Genomic DNA, 19,495 nt, shown 5'->3' on the forward strand with positions numbered 1-19,495 from the left:
CGGTTCGGGTTAAGGGTAAATCTGATTGCAGGACTGATTAATGCGATGGGATGAATATTTTCGCAAGAGGTCTATTGTTCGAGTGCATGTGCATTGTCCTGCAAGGCCGAAGCCGCCTGTTTTAATCGGGCGTCTTTGACATAACGCTGATAGGTAGGCAGGGCAATGGCAGCCAAAACAGCCGTTATAGCAACGGCAAACAATATTTCATACAAACTGAAGCCGGAAATGGAATACTGCCGATTCATATTCTTCCCTTTTTAAAATGAGTAGAAGCGAATCGGCAGTATTATGTATTTGGTATGATTTGTAAAGGATAATTTTATCAATACATTACGCAGTCATTAGCGGCCTCGCAGATAAGGACGGTACCGTTTTCATCTAATTGTAGGAAACGGTTTTCGCTGCTGTTGCTGGTGCTGTTGGGTTTGGCTGTTAAAGTAAAATGGTTAGCTTCGTAAGAACCCTCAATGGTGAAAAAACGATTATCGTTTTTCAACTCGCTGGCAGGGAAATCAGAAAATTTACGATTTTGAGCATAATAGCGCTCTAATCGCTGTGCATTGTTCAACAAATCGGCACGGGCATTTTCCAAGCGCGAACTGCGGACGAACCGGTCGTAAGAAGGAAGGGCGATTGCAGCAAGAATGGCCACAATGGCAACGGCAATTAGTGCTTCAATCAAAGTGAAGCCGCGTAGAGAATGTTTGTTCATCATGTTTCAACCTGTAATGTGAAAGCCGCCGTTTAATGTGATGTATTAGGCTGACCTGTTGCAGTGCAACTGTGTAAGTATAGCGAATTTCCGTTTAGTTTAGGGCTTGTACAGATAAGTTGATGACAGGCGGTTTTTTTGAGTGATAATCGGCGTATTGAAAAATCCGTTTCCGTTGCAGTGAAACAACGGAAATGCCTTAAGCATCGTATCTATCGGCCGGCATATGGATGCGCTATGTAAGCGGTATCATTGTGTTATATGTAAAGTTATTCGGCTTCGTGTAAATCAAAAAAAGTAAAAATACTTTTGAGACAATGAGGTAATAAGGTTCTTGCGTGGTTTGGCTGCTTGGCTGCCTTCAGGCTTTACAGTACACTTTCTGCCGTTTTTCTTAAATCTAAACCGAATTTGGAAGAAAGCAGTTGTCAATGATGAAAAAAACTGTGAAATGGATTGCGATTCCGGCAGTCGCATTGGTTGCAGCCTATAGCGTATGGTCTTATTTCCAGCCCGAACCTCAAACTTCTTACATCACGGAAACGGTCAAACGCGGCGACATCAGCCAGACGGTATCCGCTACGGGCGAGATTTCGCCGTCGAACTTGGTGTCGGTGGGCGCGCAGGCTTCGGGGCAGATTAAGAAGCTGTACGTCAAGCTCGGACAGCAGGTTAAAAAGGGCGATTTGATTGCGGAAATCAATTCGACTACTCAGGTGAACACGCTGAATACGGAAAAATCCAAGCTGGAAACGTATCAGGCGAAATTGGTTTCTGCCGGAATTGCGCTGAACAGTGCGGAGAAGAAATACAAGCGCGAAGCGGCTTTATGGAAGGAAAACGCGACGTCCAAAGAGGATTTGGAAAGCGCGCAGGACGCGTTGGCTGCGGCTAAGGCGAATGTTGCCGAGCTGAAGGCTTCCATCAAACAAACCAAAATCTCCATCAATACTGCCGAGTCGGAATTGGGCTATACCCGCATTGTTGCGACGATGGACGGTACGGTGGTGGCGATTCCTGTGGAAGAGGGGCAGACCGTGAACGCGGTGCAGTCCACGCCGACGATTATCCAGTTGGCGAATCTGGATACGATGTTGAACAAAATGCAGATTGCCGAAGGCGATATTACGAAGGTGAAGGCGGGGCAGGATATTTCGTTTACGATTTTGTCCGAACCGGATACGCCGATTAAGGCGAAGCTCGACAGCGTCGATCCGGGTTTGACCACGATGTCGCTGGGCAGCTACACCACCAGCACGGACACGACTTCCAATGCGATTTACTACTACGCCCGCGCTTTGGTGCCTAATCCCGACGGCAAACTTTCCATCGGTATGACGACACAGAACACGATTGAAATCAATAGTGTGAAAAACGTTTTGCTCGTGCCGACGCTGACGATTAAAAAACACGACGGCAAATCGTTTGTCAGTGTTTTGGGCGCGGACGGTAAAGCTTCGGAACGCGAGATTACGGTCGGTTTGAAAGACAGTATGAATACCGAAGTGAAAAGCGGGTTGAAAGAAGGCGACAAGGTGGTGATGTCGGAAATGAGCGCGGCGGAGCAGGCTGAAGCGGCACAACGCGCCATGCAGGGTCCGCCGAGATAAATAGGCAACAGGTCGTCTGAAAGTTTTGTTTCTTAGCAAAATCCCCTTTCAGACGGCCTTTCCACTCCATACATAATTATCGGTCGGAAACACTTATGAGCTTAATCGAATGTAAAAACATCAACCGCTACTTCGGCAGCGGCGCGAACCGTGTTCATGTTTTGAAAGATGTCAGCCTGTCGATAGAGAAGGGCGATTTCGTCGCCATCATCGGGCAGTCCGGTTCGGGCAAATCCACGCTGATGAACATCCTCGGCTGTTTGGATAGCGCGACTTCAGGTTCGTATCAAATCGACGGCATCGAAACCGCCAAAATGGAGCCGGACGAACTGGCGGCATTGCGGCGCGAACGCTTCGGCTTTATTTTCCAACGCTACAACTTGTTAGGCTCGCTGACGGCGCGGGACAACGTTGCCCTGCCTGCCGTGTATATGGGTATGGGCGGCAAAGAGCGTTCTAATCGTGCGGAAAAACTGTTGCAGGACTTGGGTTTGGAAGGCAAGGAAGGCAACAAACCCAGCGAACTTTCCGGCGGTCAGCAACAGCGCGTCTCCATCGCCCGCGCCCTGATGAACGGCGGTGAAATCATCTTTGCCGACGAACCGACCGGCGCACTCGATACCGCCAGCGGCAAAAATGTGATCGAAATCATCCAAAAGCTGCATAAAGAAGGGCATACCGTGATTATGGTGACGCACGATCCCGGTATCGCCGCCATCGCCAACCGCATCATCGAAATCCGCGACGGCGAAATCATCTCCGACAGTTCAAAAAATCCCGAAATCCCTGAAAGCAAAATCGAACGCATCAAAGAAAAATCTTCGTGGCTGTTTTATTACGACCAATTTGTCGAAGCCTTCAAAATGTCGGTGCAGGCGATTATGGCGCACAAAATGCGTTCGCTCCTGACCATGCTCGGCATCATCATCGGCATTGCCTCGGTCGTGTCCGTCGTCGCTTTGGGCAACGGTTCCGAGAAAAAAATCCTCGCAGACATCAGCGCGATGGGGACGAACACCATCAGCATCTTTCCTGGGCGCGGCTTCGGCGACAGGCGCAGCGGCAGGATTAAAACCCTGACCATTGACGACGCCAAAGTCATCGCCAAACAAAGCTACGTCGCTTCCGCCACGCCGCAGACGACCTCCGGCGGCACGCTGACCTACCGCAACACCGACCTGACCGCCTCGCTGTACGGCGTGGGCGAACAATATTTTGACGTGCGCGGGCTGAAGCTGGAATCAGGTCGCCTGTTTGACGAGGGCGATGTGAAAGAAGACGCGCAAGTCGTCGTGATTGACCAAAACACCAAAAACAAACTTTTTGGTGAAGACACCGATCCTTTGGGTAAAACAATTCTTTTCAGAAAACGCCCGCTGACCGTCATCGGCGTGATGCAAAAAGAAGAAAACTCCTTCGGCAACGCCGACGTATTGATGCTTTGGTCGCCCTATACGGCCGTGATGCACCAAATCACCGGCGAGAGCTACACCAACTCGATTACCGTCAAAATCAAAGACGACGCCAACACCCAAGTCGCCGAAAAAGGACTGACCGAGCTGCTCAAAACGCGGCATGGTACGGAAGACTTTTTCATGAACAACAGCGACAGCATCAAGCAGATGGTTGAAAGCACCACTGGCACGATGAAGCTGCTGATTTCCTCCATCGCCTTGATTTCATTAGTGGTCGGTGGTATCGGCGTGATGAACATCATGCTGGTGTCCGTAACCGAGCGCACCAAAGAAATCGGCGTGCGCATGGCGATTGGCGCGCGGCGCAACAACATCCTGCAACAATTCCTGATTGAAGCAGTCTTAATCTGTATTATCGGCGGTTTGGTCGGAGTAGGGCTGTCCACGGCCATCAGCCTTGTGTTCAACCATTTCGTCACCGAATTTCCGATGGAAATTTCCATCGGCTCCGTCATCGGCGCGGTTGTCTGTTCCACCGCCATCGGCGTAGCGTTCGGTTTTATGCCCGCCAACAAAGCCTCCAAGCTTAATCCGATTGATGCCTTGTCTAAGGATTAAGGTTTCAGACGGCCTTTTTAAGTGGGAAGAGGCCGTCTGAAACAAAGCCGGTCGGATACTTGTATCCGACATAAACTCAAATAAGAAATGCCTTTGCCGTCATTCCCGCGTAGGCGGGAATCCAGATCTCAAGTTTTCAGAAATGCTTAGGGATGACAGCTATCCCCAACTTCTGGATTCCCGCCTGCGCGGGAATGACGGCAGCGAAAGTAGCGCGGGCTTCGCCCGCGAAAACAAGTTGATACATCCGGTTGCAGGTTTTCAGACGGCCTTCAAAACAAAGGGTAAAACATGAATCCCGACAAAGTACAACGAAGCAAGCTGAATACATTGACCGACCTGCCCAATGTCGGCAAAGCCGTGGCGGAGGATTTGGCTTTGCTCGGCATCACGCAGCCGCAGGATTTGGCGGGGCAGGACGCTTACGAAATGTACGACCGCCTGTGCAGCCTGACCGCAACCCGACACGATCCCTGCATGATCGACATTTTTCTGTCGCTGGTTGATTTTATGCAGGGGAACGAACCAAAGCCGTGGTGGCATTTTACGGAACAGCGAAAAGCGTTTTTAGCCGATAAACATAGTGGATTCAAATAAAAGCACCCATGCCTGTCATTCCCGCGCAGGCGGGAATCTAGACCTTGGCATTTAAAGAATATTTGGGGATGATGCAATTTCAAACCTCTAGATTCCCGCCTGCGCGGGAATGACGGCAAATGGCACTTCCAATATTGTTCAGACGACATCCCAACCAACCCTCCATGCCGTCTGAAACCTTAAACCGAAAGACACAACATGCAGACAAAACCTTTTTTTCAGACGGCCTTATCCCTGTCGCTCGCCCTTGCCTTAAGCGCGTGCGCCGTCCACAGCACCGACAAAAACCTCACGCTCGAATCGACGGGGCAGGTGATGAGCGCGGCGGAAACCGCCGAACGCTACGACGTGAACGGCAACTGGTGGGAAATCTACCAAAGCCGGCAGCTCAATGCCTTGATGGCGCAGGCTTTGGAAAACAATATCGATTTGAAACAGGCGGCCATCAGCGTCAATAAAGCCTTGTATCAGGCGAATATTTTGGGCGCGGATTTGGTGCCGTCGTTCAGCGGCTCGTTGAGTGCGTCCACATCCAAAAACCTGAAAACCGGCAGCCACGGCAACACCTTCAGCAGCCAGCTCGGTTTGAGCTACGAATTGGATTTGTGGCGCAAACTCAGTGCCACCGCCGACGCGCAAGTGTGGGAATACCAAGCCACGCGGCAGGATATGGCAAACACGCGCCTGACTTTGATCAATAATGTCGCCGACGCCTATTTCAACATCGCCTATCTCAACGAAACCATTGAATTGGCGCAAAAATCACTCAAGCAATATCAGGAAATCAACCGCATTGCCGAAGCCAAGTTCCGCTACGGCAGAGCCGATTCCAGCCAGCCGACGCAGGCGAAACAATCGCTGTTGAGTGCGCAAAACAACCTGATTTCCCTGAAAAGCAGCCTCGACACGCAAAAACAGGTTTTACGCAACCTGCTCAACCTCAAGCCGAACGAAGCCATCGCCGCCGACCCCGCGCAATTCCGCCTACCGTCCGTCAAAGGCGTGAACCTCGACGTACCGATTACCGTGTTGGCGAACCGCCCCGACCTGCGCGCCGCCGAATACCGCCTGCAATCCTCGCTCCAGTCCGTTAAAGCGCAAAAACGCAGTTGGTATCCCTCGATTACATTGGGCGCGAGCTTGAGCACGTCGTCTGAAAAAGCCAAGAGCGCGTTCAATATCCCGCTGCTGGGCGGCTCCGCCACCATCAATCTGCCGTTCCTCAACTGGCAGACCATGAAGTGGAAAGACAAAACCGCCCAAGCCAATTTCGACAGCGCCAAACTCAACTTTGAAAAAGCCCTGACCACCGCGCTGAACGAAGTCAACACCAACTACCTCGCCTACCAAAACGCCCAAGCCGCACTTAACAACCAAGAGCAGCGTTACGCCTTGGACAAGAAAAACAGCCGCTACTACCAAGTGCGCTACCAACACGGCAAAAACGAGCTGAAAGACTGGCTCGAAGCGCTGAACACGGAATACAGCTCCGCCCAAAACGTACTGAACCAGCGGTACGAAACGCTGAAATACGAAAATATGGTGTATAAAGCGATGGCGGGACGTTATACGCCGAAGTAAGGATAAGGGGCCGTCTGAAAAATGTTCAGACGGCCTGATGTTTTGTCGTTGCGCCGGTTGTTCGTCCGTTGCCGTCGGCTTCGTGTTTTTGCAGGGGGATGATGGGCAAAAAGGATGCGGAAAACCAAAAAAAGCCGTCTGAAATCGGGTTTCAGACGGCCTTTTTTGGTTGCCTGATGCTCAAGAATCGAGCAAATCCAATAATCCGATACGCGTGCGCAAACCCCAATAGCCGGACAGTCCCGTCGTGCTGTGGCGCACGTGGCCGTTTTTCACCAAAACGATGGTCGGCGTTACCCGAACCTGCCATTGCCCCGACCATGCGCCGTCGGCATCGTTTACCGTATCAAACTGCCAGCCGTGCGTTTTCAGATATGCGCCCACTTCTTCATCGCTGCCGGAGCGCAAAGCCACGCCGATTACCGGAATGCCTTGGCGCGACAGTTTGTCTACCGCAGGCGAAGTATGGCGGCAGATACCGCACCAAGAGCCCCAGAAATACAGCACGGCGGTACGGTTTCCGCCGACTTCGGCCAGCGTGGTTTGCCGCCCCTGTATGGTTTGCAGCGGCAAAGCGGCCGCACCGGGCGGCACATTCGGCGCGCGCCACCAGTCTAGGACAAGGCTGACGATGATGAAGGTTGCCGCCATTGCAAAGGCTTGGCGTAAGAATTTGAAAAGGTGTTTGCGTGTGATGTGCATATTATTTGTTTTCAGTTATCGGGATGGGCGGAGGTGTTTTTCAGACGGCCTCAATATTCAATTTCCAACCACAAAATCCACCGTATGCGCTTCGCTGTAATCGGGAATTTCCAGCTTATTGATCATGCGGTGTATCACATCATTCGGCACGGAATGTTCGCGGTTACGGTTTTGCGACAGCAATTGCGTGTAAGGCACTTCCAAATAAATCAGGTGTACCCGCGCGCCGTAGTCGGCGAACATAGGCAGCCACTTGCTGCGCAGGTCGCGGTTGAGGTTGGTGGCGTTGAAGACAAATGACGTGCGGGCGCGCAGGTATTCTTTTGCCTGCTCTTTACCCAAGCGCACGGCTTCGGCGGTGTGCTTCGGGTCGGCGGGGTCGAGTTTGCGCTCGCGGCGGATGTCGTCCAGCGACAACATGGGCAGATGGGCAAGGTGTTGCCTGATGTAACTGTCTTTGCCACTGCCTGCTATGGCACACATGGCGTATACGTCAAAGGTTCGGTCGTCAAACGGTTGGTAATCGGGCATGTCGCTGCGGCCGTTAAGGTAAAGATAGCGGCCGTAATCACTGACGAAATCGCGCGCTTTACCCCAGCAGCCGTTTTCTTCACACAGCTCGCGGAACAAATCGATGCGCAGCAGGATATCCTGTTGGTCGCGGCAGATGCGACCTAGAACGTCGGCTTTGGCAAGCATGGCGAGGTGGGCGGTATCGACCTGCAAAGAAGCAGAGATGGCGGCGCGTTCCGGATTCGGTTTGTTGATTGCCCACAGCGGCAGCCCGTGCAGGCGCACGAGTTTGGCTATTGCTTCGCGCACGGCGAATGGCGCGGCAAGTTCGGTATAAAGCAAGGTGCGGGCGGTGTATTCGCCTTTTTTGGCATGGTGCGGCGATACGATCCGCTCTTTGTCGTCTTGGATTTCGCACTTGGTAGTGCTGCGTTTTTCTACGTCGTGCAACATGGCGGCGGCAAACAAGATATGTTGCTCCTGCTCGCCGAGTGCTTGAAATTCGGGCAGTTGCAGCAGGGCTTCGCATACCATTTTGGTATGGATGAATACATCGCCTTCCGCGTGCCATTCAGGATCCTGTGGCACGTTTTTCATGTCGGCAAACCAGCCGAAGCGGCGTTCCAAGGCTTGCCAGTCGGGGAGTTTGCCGGGTGTGTAGTGGGGGAATGTCCACATGGTGGTCTTTCTTATTATTGGATGGTTTGACTTCAGGTCGTCTGAAACTGCCAGCTTTGCCAATGGTATTTATCATAATCGATAAGGCGGGCGGGTTTCCAAGTTTTTGTCCAATGCACATCGGTTTTAACGTGTTTGGCGCGAACGAGTTTGAAGAGGTTGTCAAACTCGTTGGACTGTACGGGCAGGTTACCGTTGTTGGTGGCAAAATCAGCGGCGTTGCGGATGACGAAGCCTTCGCTGCATGCTTCGCCTGTTTTCGGGTCGTAGCCGCCGAGTTTGCCTGCGGTTTGCACGCTGTCTGTCCATGTTGCGCCCAAATTGGCGGTCAGCCATTGCGCTAAGGCGGTGTCTTCATCGGCGTATTTTTGGGTGAAGTCGGCAAGCGGCTGCACGATGGGAAGTTCGGGGACTGTGGGGAAGTCGAAAAGCTGGGCATAGAATTTGACTTCTTCCCACGACAGCCAATGTCCGCCGCGACGGACGGCAAACAGGTAAAAATAGCTTTCCAACTGCGAATAGGCGATGGAGTGGATACCGTACATGTTTTCGCCGAAAAGTTCGAGGTCACCCAAGTCGTCTTTGATGTGCTGCCAGCGTTGCAGCAGCGGTTTGTCCCACGGATGTTGGGTGGGGGCGGCATGGCTGCGGGCATAAAGACCGTGGGCGGCGAAGCAGTTGTTTTGCCCGTCCAGCTTTTCGGTCAATACCAATTGCGGCAGAGTAGCGAAATGCGCGAGGTAGCCGCGAGGCATAAAGCGGTCGTCTGAAGTTGTGCCCAAGCTGATGGGTGCGTGCAGGCTGCGGGCGTATTTTTGCGGGGTTTGGGTCATGTGCTTGGTCTTTCGGCTGGATTTTATTGTCAATCGTTTTTTCAGACGGCTTCCATTATAGTGGATCGGCTTGCATCGGGATAAGGTCGGGCGGGTTTATTTGTCTGATGCGCTGATGGTCAGATGCAATTCATATTGTTCCGTGTGTTCTGCCAAGATGTGCTGCAAATCGCCGATCAGGCGGTTTATGGTTTGTGTGTATGCCACGGTGTCGAGTTGGGACAGTGCGTCTAATTCGTCGAAACATTCGATGATGTTCTGTAATTCCGGCGTGCAGTAGGGCAGGATTTGACGGTAATTTTTCGGCAGCCGCAATGTCCAAATGCCGGCTTCGGGCGGAATGCTGTTCGACTTTATTGCAGTCAGCAGGCCTAATGCCAATAGTGCGATGCAGAATGTCGGGTTTTGGGGTTGTATATGCAGGGTGGTCATTTTAGGTTTGCCGCTATTGCCGTATGGGCGGGAATAGGTGGTTTGGGAATGGTCGGAAGGCCGTCTGAAAGCGCAGCTTCAACGAAGTTAAAACGATTTGCGGTTTTCAGACGGCCTCTTCTTTGGATGGTTTGGCGGTAGATTGTACCCTGCTTTGAAACGGAAGGTGGTTTTCCGTTCAGCCTTTGGCGGTAAAGCGTTTGTTAATCCGCAGGCGTTCGCCGCGGCCGGCTTTTTTGATTTCCAGCCAGTCGGCGTAGATGGCGTGGATGAGGTTGCGGATGGTTTCAAAGCCGTATTGCTGCGGGTCGGTGCCTTGTGCGGCCAGTTGTTTCGATACGTCGCCCAACCGCGCCCAGCCTTGTTCGTCGGCAGCCGCTTCGACGGCCTGCTGTACGGTGGCGATGATGCGGGTAACGGGCAGTTTGCTGTTTTTGGCGGCGGGTTCGGGTTTGGCCGGTGCCGGCTGTGCGGTGTCTGCCGTTTGGGCGGGTGCGGCGTTTTCGTTTTTGGCTTGGTTTGATTTTTTGCCGCGCGTTTTGCGTTTCGGTGCGGCGTTGTGGCCGTCTGAAACGGTTTCTTCCGTCTGATTGGCTGCGGCGGGGTTTTCAGACGGCCTTTCCGCCGGTTTTTCCGCGGGCTTGTCGGCGGGTTTGCTGCGGCGGACTTGGAGTTGGTTGTTGTCGGTGCGGTGTTCGAAGATGTCGAAGGATTTGATGAGGTCGGAGAGTTTGCCGTAGCCGTAAAGCCTGGAGTCGAAATCGGGGTTGATTTTGCTGATGTAGCTGCCGATGGGGCCGAGGTTGGCCCAGCCGAGGTCGTCGGCGTTTTCGCGCACGGCGCGTTTGAGCAGGGGCAGCGCGTCGGGTGCGGCGGCGGATTCTTCGGCGGCAGGGTGGTTTTTGCCGTTGTTTTTCTCTTTTTCCTGGCGTTGTTTTTCGGGACGGAAGATTTCGGTGTAGACGAATTTGTCGCAGGCTTTGCGGAAGGCTTCGGGCGTTTTCTTTTCACCGAAACCGTATACGGTCAGGCCGCTTTCGCGCAGGCGGCTGGCCAGGCGGGTGAAGTCGGAATCGCTGGATACGATGCAGAAGCCGTCGAAGTTGCCGCTGTAGAGCAAATCCATTGCGTCGATGACTAGGGCCATGTCGGTGGCGTTTTTGCCTTTGGTGTAGGCGAATTGTTGGACGGGGATGATGGCGTGGGGTAGGAGGGCGGCTTTCCATTTGGAAAGGCCGTGGCTCCAGTCGCCGTAGATGCGTTTGACGCTGGCGATGCCGTATTTGGCGATTTCTTCGAGCAGGCGGTCGATGATGTCGGCGGGGGCGTTGTCGGCGTCGATGAGGACGGCGAGTTTTTTGTTGGCCAATGTGGTCATGGGGACTCCGTGCTATTTTATAGTGAATTAAATTTAAACCAGTACAGCGTTGCCTCGCCTTGCCGTACTATCTGTACTGTCTGCGGCTCGTCGCCTTGTCCTGATTTAAATTTAATTCACTATATCTATTGAGGCCGTCTGAAAACCGTTTTTCAGACGGCCTTATTGCAAATAAGGCAGCCCGTGTGTTCGGGCTGCCGTTTGTTTTACAGGCTGTAATACATTTCGAATTCCAAGGGGTGCGGCGCCATGCGGATGCGGCGTACGTCTTCTTCTTTGAAGGCAATGTAGCTTTCTATCCAGTCTTTGCTGAATACGCCGCCGCGCAGCAGGAATTCGTGGTCGGCTTTGAGGGCGGCCAGTGCTTCTTCCAGCGATGCGCAGACTGCGGGCACTTGCGCGTCTTCTTCGGGCGGCAGGTCGTAGAGGTTTTTGCTGGCGGGGTCGCCCGGATGGATTTTGTTTTGGATACCGTCCAAACCGGCCATCAGCAGGGCGGCAAAGGCCAGGTAGGGGTTGGCGGTCGGGTCGGGGAAGCGGGCTTCGATGCGGCGGGCTTTCACGCTGTTTACAAACGGGATGCGGATGGAGGCCGAGCGGTTTTTGGCGGAATAGGCCAGTTTGGTCGGTGCTTCAAAATGCGGCACGAGGCGTTTGTAGGAGTTGGTGGACGGATTGGTAATCGCGTTCAGGGCTTTGGCGTGTTTGATGATGCCGCCGATGTAGTAAAGCGCGGTGTCGCTCAGGCCGGCGTAGCCGTCGCCTGCAAACAGGTTTTGACCGTCTTTCCAGATGGATTGGTGGACGTGCATGCCGCTGCCGTTGTCGCCCATGATGGGTTTGGGCATGAAGGTGGCGGTTTTGCCGAAGTTGTGCGCGGTGTTTTGGATGACGTATTTCATGTCCTGCGTTTGGTCGGCACGGCGCACCAGCGTGTTGAAGCGGGTGCCGATTTCCATTTGGCTGCCGGTGCCGACTTCGGCGTGGTGGACTTCGACTTCGATGCCGATTTCTTCCAGAATATTCGCCATGGCCGAACGCAAATCCTGACCTGCGTCCACGGGTGCGACGGGTGCGTAGCCGCCTTTTACGCCGGCGCGGTGGCCGGTGTTTTGGCCGTCCAGATGCAGGCCGCTTGCCCATGCGCCGCTTTCGGAGGTGATTTCGTAGCGGGTTTTGTGCATGTCGGTTTCAAATTCGACGCCGTCGAAAACAAAGAATTCGGGTTCGGGGCCGAAGAAGGCGGTGTCGCCGATGCCTGAGGATTTCAGATAGGCTTCGGCGCGGCGGGCAATGGAGCGCGGGTCGCGGTCGTAGCCTTGTCCGTTGGCGGGGTCGATGACGTCGCAGGTCAGCACGACGGTAACGTCGTCGAAGAAGGGGTCGATGAAGGCGGTCGCGGGGTCGGGGCGCAGCTGCATGTCGGAAGCCTGGATGCCTTTCCAGCCGCCGATGGAGGAGCCGTCGAACGGCTGGCCGTTTTCAAACCATTCTTCGGGGTCGTCCAATACGATGCGGGCGGGAATGGTGAAGTGGTGCTGTTTGCCTTTGGTGTCGGTAAAACGCAAATCGACAAAGCGGGCTTCGTGTTCTTCTATCAGTTTGATAACGTCTTTGACGGACATGGTCTGCTCCTGAAATGGCGGGAAAATGGGACGGCACGCAATATAAACATGAAAGGTAAAATTATCAACAATTTTACACCTTCGGCCGGGATGCTTGGGCTTGAACTTCGCCGAAGCCGCGCTTTCAGACGGCCTTTTCGGCCGGGAGGCCGTCTGAAAGCGGGTTTCCGGCAACGGATGCGGCATTGCCGCGCGGGATGTTCCGCCATTCCGCGCGTTCCGCGCCCAGTGCTTCCTCAAGGACGCGGCGGGCGTTTTCAGACGGCATCCGGCCGCAGAGGAAGACATCGACGGCGGCGAAGCCGTATTCCGGCCAGGTGTGGATGCTGATGTGCGATTCGGCCAACAGCAGTACGCCGGTTACGCCGCCCGCGCCGCCGAAGGTGTGGAAGCGGCTGTCGAGCACGGTGGCCTGCGCGGCTTCGGCGGCGGCGGTAAGGATGGTTTTCAGACGGCCTTCGTCGCGCAGGAGGGCGGGGTTGCAGCCGTAAAGGTCAAGCAGGCCGTGGCGGCTGAGGATGCGGGTCATTTGTGGCCTCCGGAGAAGCTGCCGCCGTAATGGCTGCCGCTGCTGTAGCCGCTGTAACCGCTGCTGCCGGTGTCGGAAAACATATAGTTCAGGCCGGTGGCCAGTGAGACGACTATCAGGCTGACGGTGAGGAAGCGCGAGAGCGAAGGGACTGCGCCGTCTTCCGATGCCATGCCGAAGTTATAGAGATAAAAGCCCGCGATGCCGACAGTGGTTGCTGTCCATTCGCCGTCGCCGTAGAGGAAGGCGGGCAGGTTGAGGACGCACAGGAGGGCGAGGGTAATCCAGACGATGCCCGACGGGGTTTGCCGGTTGTCGCCGGACAGGGTGTTCATCGCGGCCGCCGGCAGGCCGAAGGCTTCGGCGATTTCGCGTTTGCCGACGGGTTCGCTGCGGCTCCAGGCGATTTCGTGTACGGACAGTTCGGAGCCGATTTTGCCTTTGCCGCTTTTGTAGTCGCTGTGAAAGGTAAGGTCGCGGTGGCGGATGTGCCAGTAGAACGCGCCGGCAGCATAGCCGACACGGCTGCCGTAGTCATAAAGTTTGTCGCCGCCCTGGGGCTGGCCGTGGCGGTCGAGGCGCGGCCAGTCGTGGAGGGTTTGGGCGATTTCCCAGCCGCTGTCGGATTCTATCAGCCAGAGGAAGCTGCCTGAGGTCGGATGGTAGAGCAGGTATTCGCGCCAATAGCCTTCGGGGACGACGCCGGTGGGGCGTTTGAAGGCGTACATCAGGTCGAAGGCGGTTTGGGCGTCGAGTTCTTCTTTGTGCACCGCGCCGATGACGATGTAGTTGCGGCCGCGCAGTTTGCCCTTGCTGCCGACGGGCAGGGTGAGTGCTTTTTGCTGGGCGGCGCGCATGGCGTCGGCTTCGATGAGTTCGACTGTGCCGTCGACGGCTTCCAGGTCGCTGCCGCAGCTCGGGCAGAGGATGTTGTTGGCCAATCCGTCCACCCAGTGTACGGGCGAGCCGCAGTTGGGGCAGTTTTCGGATTGGCGCGTGCCTTTCAGACGGCCTGCACCGGCGGCGATTTGGTCTTCGGTGCGCAGGTTTTCCAGTTGCAGGTCGTCGAGTTTGACGGTGTTGCCGGTGTAGAGGGACGGTGGGTCGTCGCCGTAGTCGGTGGTGAGGAAGAGGTTTTCGCAACGCCAGTCTGCGGTTCGGCTTTCGATGTCGCGGTTGAATTCAAACGGCAGCTCGCCTTGTGCGGCGGCGTGTTTCATTGTGACGCGGCGCACGTCGGCGGCCATGAAGCGTTTGCCGTTGTAGTCGAGGGTGGAGAAGCCGGCGCGGATGTCGTCGAAGGGGGGGAGTCGGAGTGCGGATTCGGTTTGCGGGCGGGTCAGAGAATAGATGTCGCCGGATTCGGACAGCCAGCCCGTGCCGCCTTCGTCGAACAGGATGTGCCATTCGTTCCACACGCCCGCGTCGTAGTGCATTTGCAAACGGCCGATGATGTTGAACGCGGCCGTACCGTAGCGGCCGCGCGTGCCGATTTGCAGCGGGCTGAAGTCTTCCAACAGGGCGGAGTCGCGGCCTTTGTCGATGATGCCGCCGTCTTGGCGTACCAACATGCTGTTGCAGTAGCCGCAGACCAGCGTAACCGAGGTCGGGGAATGGGCGTGTACGGGTGCGCCGCAGCTTGGGCAGTCGGTATGGAAGAAGGGTTCGCTCATGGTCGGTATTTCCTAGGCGGGCGGGTTGTCGGCAGGCGGCTCGGCGAAAGCGGCGGCGATTTCTGCCGCTGTCAGGCCGAAGCCGTCGCATAATGCCGCGCCGGTTTGTCCGGTGTGTCGGGCAGTGCGTGTCAGGTAGTCGGCAAAACCGATGAAGATGTGTTGGTTTTGCGGTGTTACGCCGAAGATGCCGTGGGTTTGGTGTGAATCGCGGATATGGCTGACGACGGCGCAAAACGTTGTCCAATCGGCGGCGGCTTCGTCGGGCGTGATGCCTTGTACGGCCGCAATCAGGGCGGTTTCCTGTTCGAAGTCGAGGACGGTCGGCAGTGTTTGCAGTCTGATGGCGATGGCTTGCAGGGCATTCACGGTTCGGTTTCCGGCGGTCGGGTGGCCAATTATACGGTTTTGGTTTTCAGACGGCCTCTTTGTATGCGGCAGGAGGCCGTCTGAAAAGTTATTCCGCCGTTTCGGGCGGCGTTCGGGGCAGGGCGGCACGGTTGTCTAAGTGTGCGGTGCGGCCGGTTTCGGGGAGGCGGTAGTCGGCCTCTATCAAATAAGTCGTGCCCGCACGGCTCAGCAGGCGCAGGTCGGCGGGGCCGAAGCGTGCCGGTTGTTCACGGCCGCACAGGCTGTCTTCCAAGCCGAGGCAGTCGATTTGCCGCAGTTCGCCGCCGCGTCCCTCGGCAATCAGGCGGTGGCGGCAGACGGTGCTGCCGGTGCGGCGGTCTCTGAAGCAGGTGTACTGGGCGTTCAGTTGCGCCTGCGTCATGCGGATTTCGCGGTCGGGCGCGGTTATTTCCTGCCGGCGGTGGGAAATGCCGGCGGCGATGACGGCCAGTCCGACGGCGGCAAGCAGTGCCATGATGCAGATAACGGCGATTTTCGCGCTTTTGTCGCGGCGGACGTTCCCGCCGTCGGGCGGGGTATTGCCGACGTCGAGGTTGTTGCGCAGGCCCAGCCGCTGGCAGAGCAGGCGGCAGAAGGCTGCGGTTTCTGTGTAATCCGCGCCATCGGGTATCATGAGGTAGCCTTTTTCGCCGGCCGAGGCGTGGGTCAGCGTTACGAAGCAGCCGCCTTTGGGCAGCCACAGGCCGAAATGGCCGTCGAGTTGCAGCGTTTCGCCGATTTTGTTGTGGTGGTAGCGTTGCAAGCGGGCGTTGGTCAAATCGAGGCGGACAAAGTACTGTGGGCAGAAAGAAAATGGATTTTCCGGTATGCGGCCCCATGGTTTGTCGAATAAGTCAGGGGTGCTGTCCGCCATTTTGCCGCCGAACCAAAATAGGTTGAATACGGCGGCTACAACGGACAATAACATCAGCAGCCCGAACAGCTGGGGCGTTTTCGGCAGCATCCATGCCGCCAGCAGCAATACGTCGGCGGCCAGTATGATGCGGGAAACTTTCCTGCCACTTGCGGCATCCAAGTACGGCGACGGGCAGGCAAACCATAATGCGTCCGCGCCCGCTTCCAGTTCGCGCGTCAGACGTTGCAGCATTTGGCGGCTGCTTTCCGTCAGGACTTCGGGCGGCAGGGTGGGCGGATGTTTCGGCACGGGGCTTCCTTGTTTTGTCGGTCGGCTTTTTTCAGACGGCCTTTGGGAATGTGAGGCCGTCTGAAAAACGGATTTTGGCGGTATTGCCCGCTGAAGGGCGGTTGGCAAACGGGCTGCCTTTATGCTGCTTTTCCTCATGCGCCGAAGTGATGGGGAAGGCGACCCTGTTTGCGTATTGCGGTTTGTTTGTTGTGATGTGAGGCCGTCTGAAAAAAAGGAAACGGTTTTTCAGACGGCCTTTTGCCGCCGTTTAGTTTAATTGATGAGTTGTTTTAATACCTCGGCTTTGGCTTTTTCGTAGTCGTCGGCGGAAATCAGGCCGCCGTCGAGCAGGCCTTTCAGTTTTTGCAGTTTGGCCTGCGGGTCTTCTGCGGCAGCCGGGGCGGCGGTTGCCGTTGCGGCTGCGGCGGCACCTGCTGCCGCGGGCTGCATCATGCCGGCCATTGCGCCCGCCATGGTTTGCCCTATGCCTGCGCCCACGCCCAAGCCTGCGCCGATGCCGGCCAGCCCGCCTTCGTTTTGCGCCGCCATGGTGATGGACTCGGCGGTTTGGTATTGGGCGAACTTGCCCATGTCGCCGACGATGCCCATGGAGATTTTTTTGTCGAGTGCTTGTTGGATGTTCTCCGGCAGGCTGATGCTTTCGACGGTGAAGTTTTCCAGCGTGAGGCCGAGTTTGGCGAACTCGGGCGCGAGCAGGCCGGTCAGTTGCTGCGACAGCAGGACTTGGTTGGCGGCCATGTCGAGGAAGGGGATGCCGGAAGTGCCGAAGGCGGTGGCAAGCCGGGTAACGGCGAGGTTGCGCAGCTGCTGTTCGAGCTGTATGCCGGTGTAGCTTTCCACAACGCCGCTGACTTCTTTAAAGAATTTTTCCGGGTCGGCGATGCGGTAGCTGTACATGCCGAAGGAACGCAGTTGTACCGCGCCGAATTCGGCATCGCGCACGGTAACGGGTTGCGCCGTGCCCCATTTGCGGCCGAGCTGCTGTTTGGTGTTGAAGAAGTAAACGTCGGATTTGAAAGGGGATTGGAAGAGTTTGTCCCAGTTTTTCAGGTAGGTCAGGATGGGCAGGGTTTGTGTGTTGAGCGTGTAGCGGCCGGCGGGGAATACGTCGGCGGTTCTGCCTTCGTCCACAAACATTGCCATCTGCGCCTCGCGCACGGTCAGGCTGGCGCCGTTTTGGATTTCCTGGTCGGCAATGGGAAAACGCCATACCAGGGTTTCCTCGTCGGGATTTTCCCACTGGATGATGTCGATGAACTGCTTCTTGATAAAGTTGAACATGGAGGAGTCCTTTCGTTAAGACAGACAGGCGGCGTTGAGCAGGCCGATGGCTATGGAAATCGAGCCGAACAGGGTACCGACGGCGACATTGTTGCCCGCCAGTTCTTCGGATGCCTGCGGAATCAGGCGGGTGGCGGCGAAGTACACCAAAATCTGCAACACGGCGGCGGCGGCGGCCCACAGGACGAAGTCGGGCAGGCTGACACTGTGGGCGATGCTGGATGCCAGCGGCAGGCAGAATCCGACCAGTGCGCCGCCGAAGGAGAGGGCGCAGGCGAGGTTGCCGTTTTTAATCAGCTTCAGTTCGCGCACCGGCGTGATTTTCAGGTAAACCGTACCGAAAATCAGCAGCATCAGCACGGATGCGAACATATATTGCAGGTATTGGCCGTATTGGACGAGTGAAATGGACATGGTTTCTTCCCAAAAAAGGCGGACGGCCGATTATGCCATAAATTATCGTGCAGTCATGATGTTTGATGGGGATTTTATCCGCACGCGCGCCCGGCTTTCAGACGGCCTGCCGAAACCTCGGGCGGCGGGTTTAAAAAGCATGCGGATAGGCCTATAATCCGCAGGCCGTCTGAAACGGGCCGACCGCTTTCAGACGGCCTGTATTTCCACCGACACCGAAACGACAAAGGACGACGAAACATGAGACCACTGCGCGCCGATATCCGCCTCGACCGCCTGCGGGAAAACTACCAAACCCTGAAACGGCTGCACGGCGGCAAGATGCTGGCCGTATTAAAGGCAAACGCATACGGGCACGGCGCGGTACGCTGCGCCCACGCGCTGGCCGATTTGGCCGACGGTTTTGCCGTTGCCTTTCTGGAAGAGGCCGTCGAACTGCGCAAACAAGGCATCACGCAGCCCATCGTGCTGCTGGAGGGCGTGTTCGATGCCGCCGAATACGCCGCCGTGGACGAATACGGCCTGTGGCCCGTGGTGGCCGACCAATGGCAGCTCGAAACCCTGTTGAAACACGAATGGAAAACGCCGGTGAAAGTGTGGCTGAAAATGGATTCCGGCATGCACCGCGCCGGTTTTTTCCCACACAACTACGCTTCGGCCTACACCGCGCTCGCGCAAAGCGGCAAGGTTTCCGACATCGTGAAAATCAGCCACTTCGCCTGTGCCGACGAAGAAGAACGCGGCATGACCGAAATGCAGCTTGAAGCCTTCGACATGGGCTGCGCCGGACTGGCGGGCGAAGAGAGCCTGGCCAATTCCGCCGCCATGCTTGCCTATCCGCAGGCGCGGCGCGATTGGGGCAGGGCGGGGCTGGCCTTGTACGGCATCGATCCGTTCTTGGAAAACGACCCGCGCATCAAGCCCGTGATGAGGCTGGTGAGCCGCGTGTTTGCCGAACGCGTTCTGCAGCCGCACGAACCGATAGGCTACGGCGCATCGTTTTACACTAAACGCTCCACCCGCGTCGGACTGGCGGCCTGCGGCTATGCCGACGGTTATCCGCGCCGTGCGGCAACCGGCACGCCCGTGGCCGTGAACGGCCGCCGCAGCCGCATCCTCGGCAGGGTTTCCATGGACATGCTGACCGTCGAATTGGCCGATACCCACGAAGGCGTCGGCAGCGAAGTGGAACTGTGGGGCGACACCGTCAACATCAACGAAGTCGCCGCTGCGGCAGGCACCATCGCCTACGAACTGGTGTGCAACGTCAAACGTGCAAAATTCGTTTACATCCAATAGGCGGGAAAGCCGCAGAGGCCGTCTGAAAAACACTTTTCAGACGG

The 19,495-nt window shown here is 56.1% G+C and carries 20 protein-coding genes and 1 pseudogene; 6 read left to right on the top strand and 15 right to left on the bottom strand.

The annotated features are described in order from the left end of the window. Positions 1–71: 71 nt before the first annotated feature. Together ACTHSL_RS07600 and ACTHSL_RS07605 are read right to left on the bottom strand one after the other, a co-directional pair. A complete protein-coding gene (locus ACTHSL_RS07600; RefSeq protein ID WP_440380947.1) occupies positions 72–248 on the bottom strand; it encodes a type IV pilin protein in 177 nt (58 codons plus the stop codon). Positions 249–325: 77 nt separating this feature from the next. After that, positions 326–718, bottom strand: a complete 393-nt coding sequence (locus ACTHSL_RS07605) for a type IV pilin protein (protein WP_440380948.1) — start codon at positions 716–718, stop codon at positions 326–328. 431 nt (positions 719–1,149) lie between these two features. Between ACTHSL_RS07605 and ACTHSL_RS07610 the strand changes: the two genes are divergently transcribed. The 5 genes from ACTHSL_RS07610 (at position 1,150) to ACTHSL_RS07630 (ending at position 6,536) form a co-directional block, all read left to right on the top strand. Further along, positions 1,150–2,325 (top strand): MacA family efflux pump subunit, encoded by a 1,176-nt coding sequence (locus ACTHSL_RS07610; protein WP_440380970.1) that lies wholly within the window; start codon positions 1,150–1,152, stop codon positions 2,323–2,325. A gap of 95 nt (positions 2,326–2,420) precedes the next feature. Continuing rightward, entirely contained in the window at positions 2,421–4,358 is a 1,938-nt protein-coding gene (locus ACTHSL_RS07615; protein ID WP_440380949.1) for a MacB family efflux pump subunit, read from the top strand. A 142-nt stretch (positions 4,359–4,500) separates the two neighbouring features. Further along, positions 4,501–4,653 (top strand): hypothetical protein, encoded by a 153-nt coding sequence (locus ACTHSL_RS07620; protein ID WP_440380950.1) that lies wholly within the window; start codon positions 4,501–4,503, stop codon positions 4,651–4,653. Further along, the gene (locus ACTHSL_RS07625; protein ID WP_214036973.1) at positions 4,650–4,955 is read left to right on the top strand and encodes a helix-hairpin-helix domain-containing protein; all 306 of its coding nucleotides are present in this window, start codon (positions 4,650–4,652) and stop codon (positions 4,953–4,955) included. Before ACTHSL_RS07620 ends, ACTHSL_RS07625 begins: the two co-directional genes overlap by 4 nt. 198 nt (positions 4,956–5,153) lie before the next feature. Then, the gene (locus ACTHSL_RS07630; protein WP_440380951.1) at positions 5,154–6,536 is read left to right on the top strand and encodes a TolC family protein; all 1,383 of its coding nucleotides are present in this window, start codon (positions 5,154–5,156) and stop codon (positions 6,534–6,536) included. 180 nt (positions 6,537–6,716) lie between these two features. Here the strand turns inward: ACTHSL_RS07630 and ACTHSL_RS07635 are convergent, their stop codons facing one another. The 13 genes and pseudogenes from ACTHSL_RS07635 to ACTHSL_RS07695 form a co-directional block, all read right to left on the bottom strand. Beyond that, on the bottom strand, positions 6,717–7,238 hold the full coding sequence (locus ACTHSL_RS07635; protein ID WP_440380952.1) for a protein disulfide oxidoreductase: 522 nt from the start codon (positions 7,236–7,238) through the stop codon (positions 6,717–6,719). Between the two features lie 57 nt (positions 7,239–7,295). Continuing rightward, the gene (locus ACTHSL_RS07640; RefSeq protein WP_440380953.1) at positions 7,296–8,429 is read right to left on the bottom strand and encodes an AAA family ATPase; all 1,134 of its coding nucleotides are present in this window, start codon (positions 8,427–8,429) and stop codon (positions 7,296–7,298) included. A gap of 32 nt (positions 8,430–8,461) precedes the next feature. Continuing rightward, a complete protein-coding gene (locus ACTHSL_RS07645; RefSeq protein WP_440380954.1) occupies positions 8,462–9,262 on the bottom strand; it encodes an RNA ligase family protein in 801 nt (266 codons plus the stop codon). 96 nt (positions 9,263–9,358) lie between these two features. Next, on the bottom strand, positions 9,359–9,694 hold the full coding sequence (locus ACTHSL_RS07650; RefSeq protein WP_440380955.1) for a hypothetical protein: 336 nt from the start codon (positions 9,692–9,694) through the stop codon (positions 9,359–9,361). A gap of 178 nt (positions 9,695–9,872) precedes the next feature. Next, on the bottom strand, positions 9,873–11,072 hold the full coding sequence (locus ACTHSL_RS07655; protein WP_214036979.1) for an NYN domain-containing protein: 1,200 nt from the start codon (positions 11,070–11,072) through the stop codon (positions 9,873–9,875). 20 nt (positions 11,073–11,092) lie between these two features. Continuing rightward, positions 11,093–11,199 (bottom strand): annotated as a pseudogene (locus tag ACTHSL_RS07660) (IS5/IS1182 family transposase); the annotation flags it as partial. 79 nt (positions 11,200–11,278) lie between these two features. Next, a complete protein-coding gene (gene glnA / locus ACTHSL_RS07665; RefSeq protein ID WP_440380956.1) occupies positions 11,279–12,697 on the bottom strand; it encodes a type I glutamate--ammonia ligase in 1,419 nt (472 codons plus the stop codon). A gap of 124 nt (positions 12,698–12,821) precedes the next feature. Next, positions 12,822–13,226 (bottom strand): adenosylmethionine decarboxylase, encoded by a 405-nt coding sequence (gene speD / locus ACTHSL_RS07670; protein ID WP_440380957.1) that lies wholly within the window; start codon positions 13,224–13,226, stop codon positions 12,822–12,824. After that, positions 13,223–14,899 carry a DUF4178 domain-containing protein gene (locus tag ACTHSL_RS07675; RefSeq protein WP_440380958.1) on the bottom strand — a complete coding sequence of 559 codons (1,677 nt, stop codon included), beginning with the start codon at positions 14,897–14,899 and terminating at the stop codon, positions 13,223–13,225. The genes speD and ACTHSL_RS07675 overlap by 4 nt, the downstream gene beginning before the upstream one ends. Positions 14,900–14,911: 12 nt before the next feature. Next, complete coding sequence (locus ACTHSL_RS07680; protein ID WP_440380959.1) at positions 14,912–15,268, bottom strand: hypothetical protein; 357 nt, start codon at positions 15,266–15,268, stop codon at positions 14,912–14,914. 88 nt (positions 15,269–15,356) lie between these two features. Further along, positions 15,357–16,454, bottom strand: coding sequence for a hypothetical protein (locus tag ACTHSL_RS07685; RefSeq protein WP_440380960.1), 1,098 nt, complete (start codon positions 16,452–16,454; stop codon positions 15,357–15,359). A gap of 255 nt (positions 16,455–16,709) precedes the next feature. Beyond that, positions 16,710–17,738: an SPFH domain-containing protein gene (locus ACTHSL_RS07690; RefSeq protein WP_440380961.1), complete on the bottom strand. Its 1,029-nt coding sequence runs from the start codon at positions 17,736–17,738 to the stop codon at positions 16,710–16,712. Between the two features lie 15 nt (positions 17,739–17,753). Continuing rightward, positions 17,754–18,152 carry a DUF350 domain-containing protein gene (locus ACTHSL_RS07695; RefSeq protein WP_440380962.1) on the bottom strand — a complete coding sequence of 133 codons (399 nt, stop codon included), beginning with the start codon at positions 18,150–18,152 and terminating at the stop codon, positions 17,754–17,756. Between the two features lie 240 nt (positions 18,153–18,392). Here ACTHSL_RS07695 and alr point away from each other — a divergent pair, with 240 nt between their 5' ends. Next, positions 18,393–19,451, top strand: a complete 1,059-nt coding sequence (alr, locus tag ACTHSL_RS07700) for an alanine racemase (protein WP_440380963.1) — start codon at positions 18,393–18,395, stop codon at positions 19,449–19,451. Positions 19,452–19,495: the final 44 nt, after the last annotated feature.

The organism is Neisseria sp. P0008.S010 (assembly GCF_051962715.1).
GTDB classification, from domain to species: Bacteria; Pseudomonadota; Gammaproteobacteria; order Burkholderiales; family Neisseriaceae; genus Neisseria; species Neisseria elongata.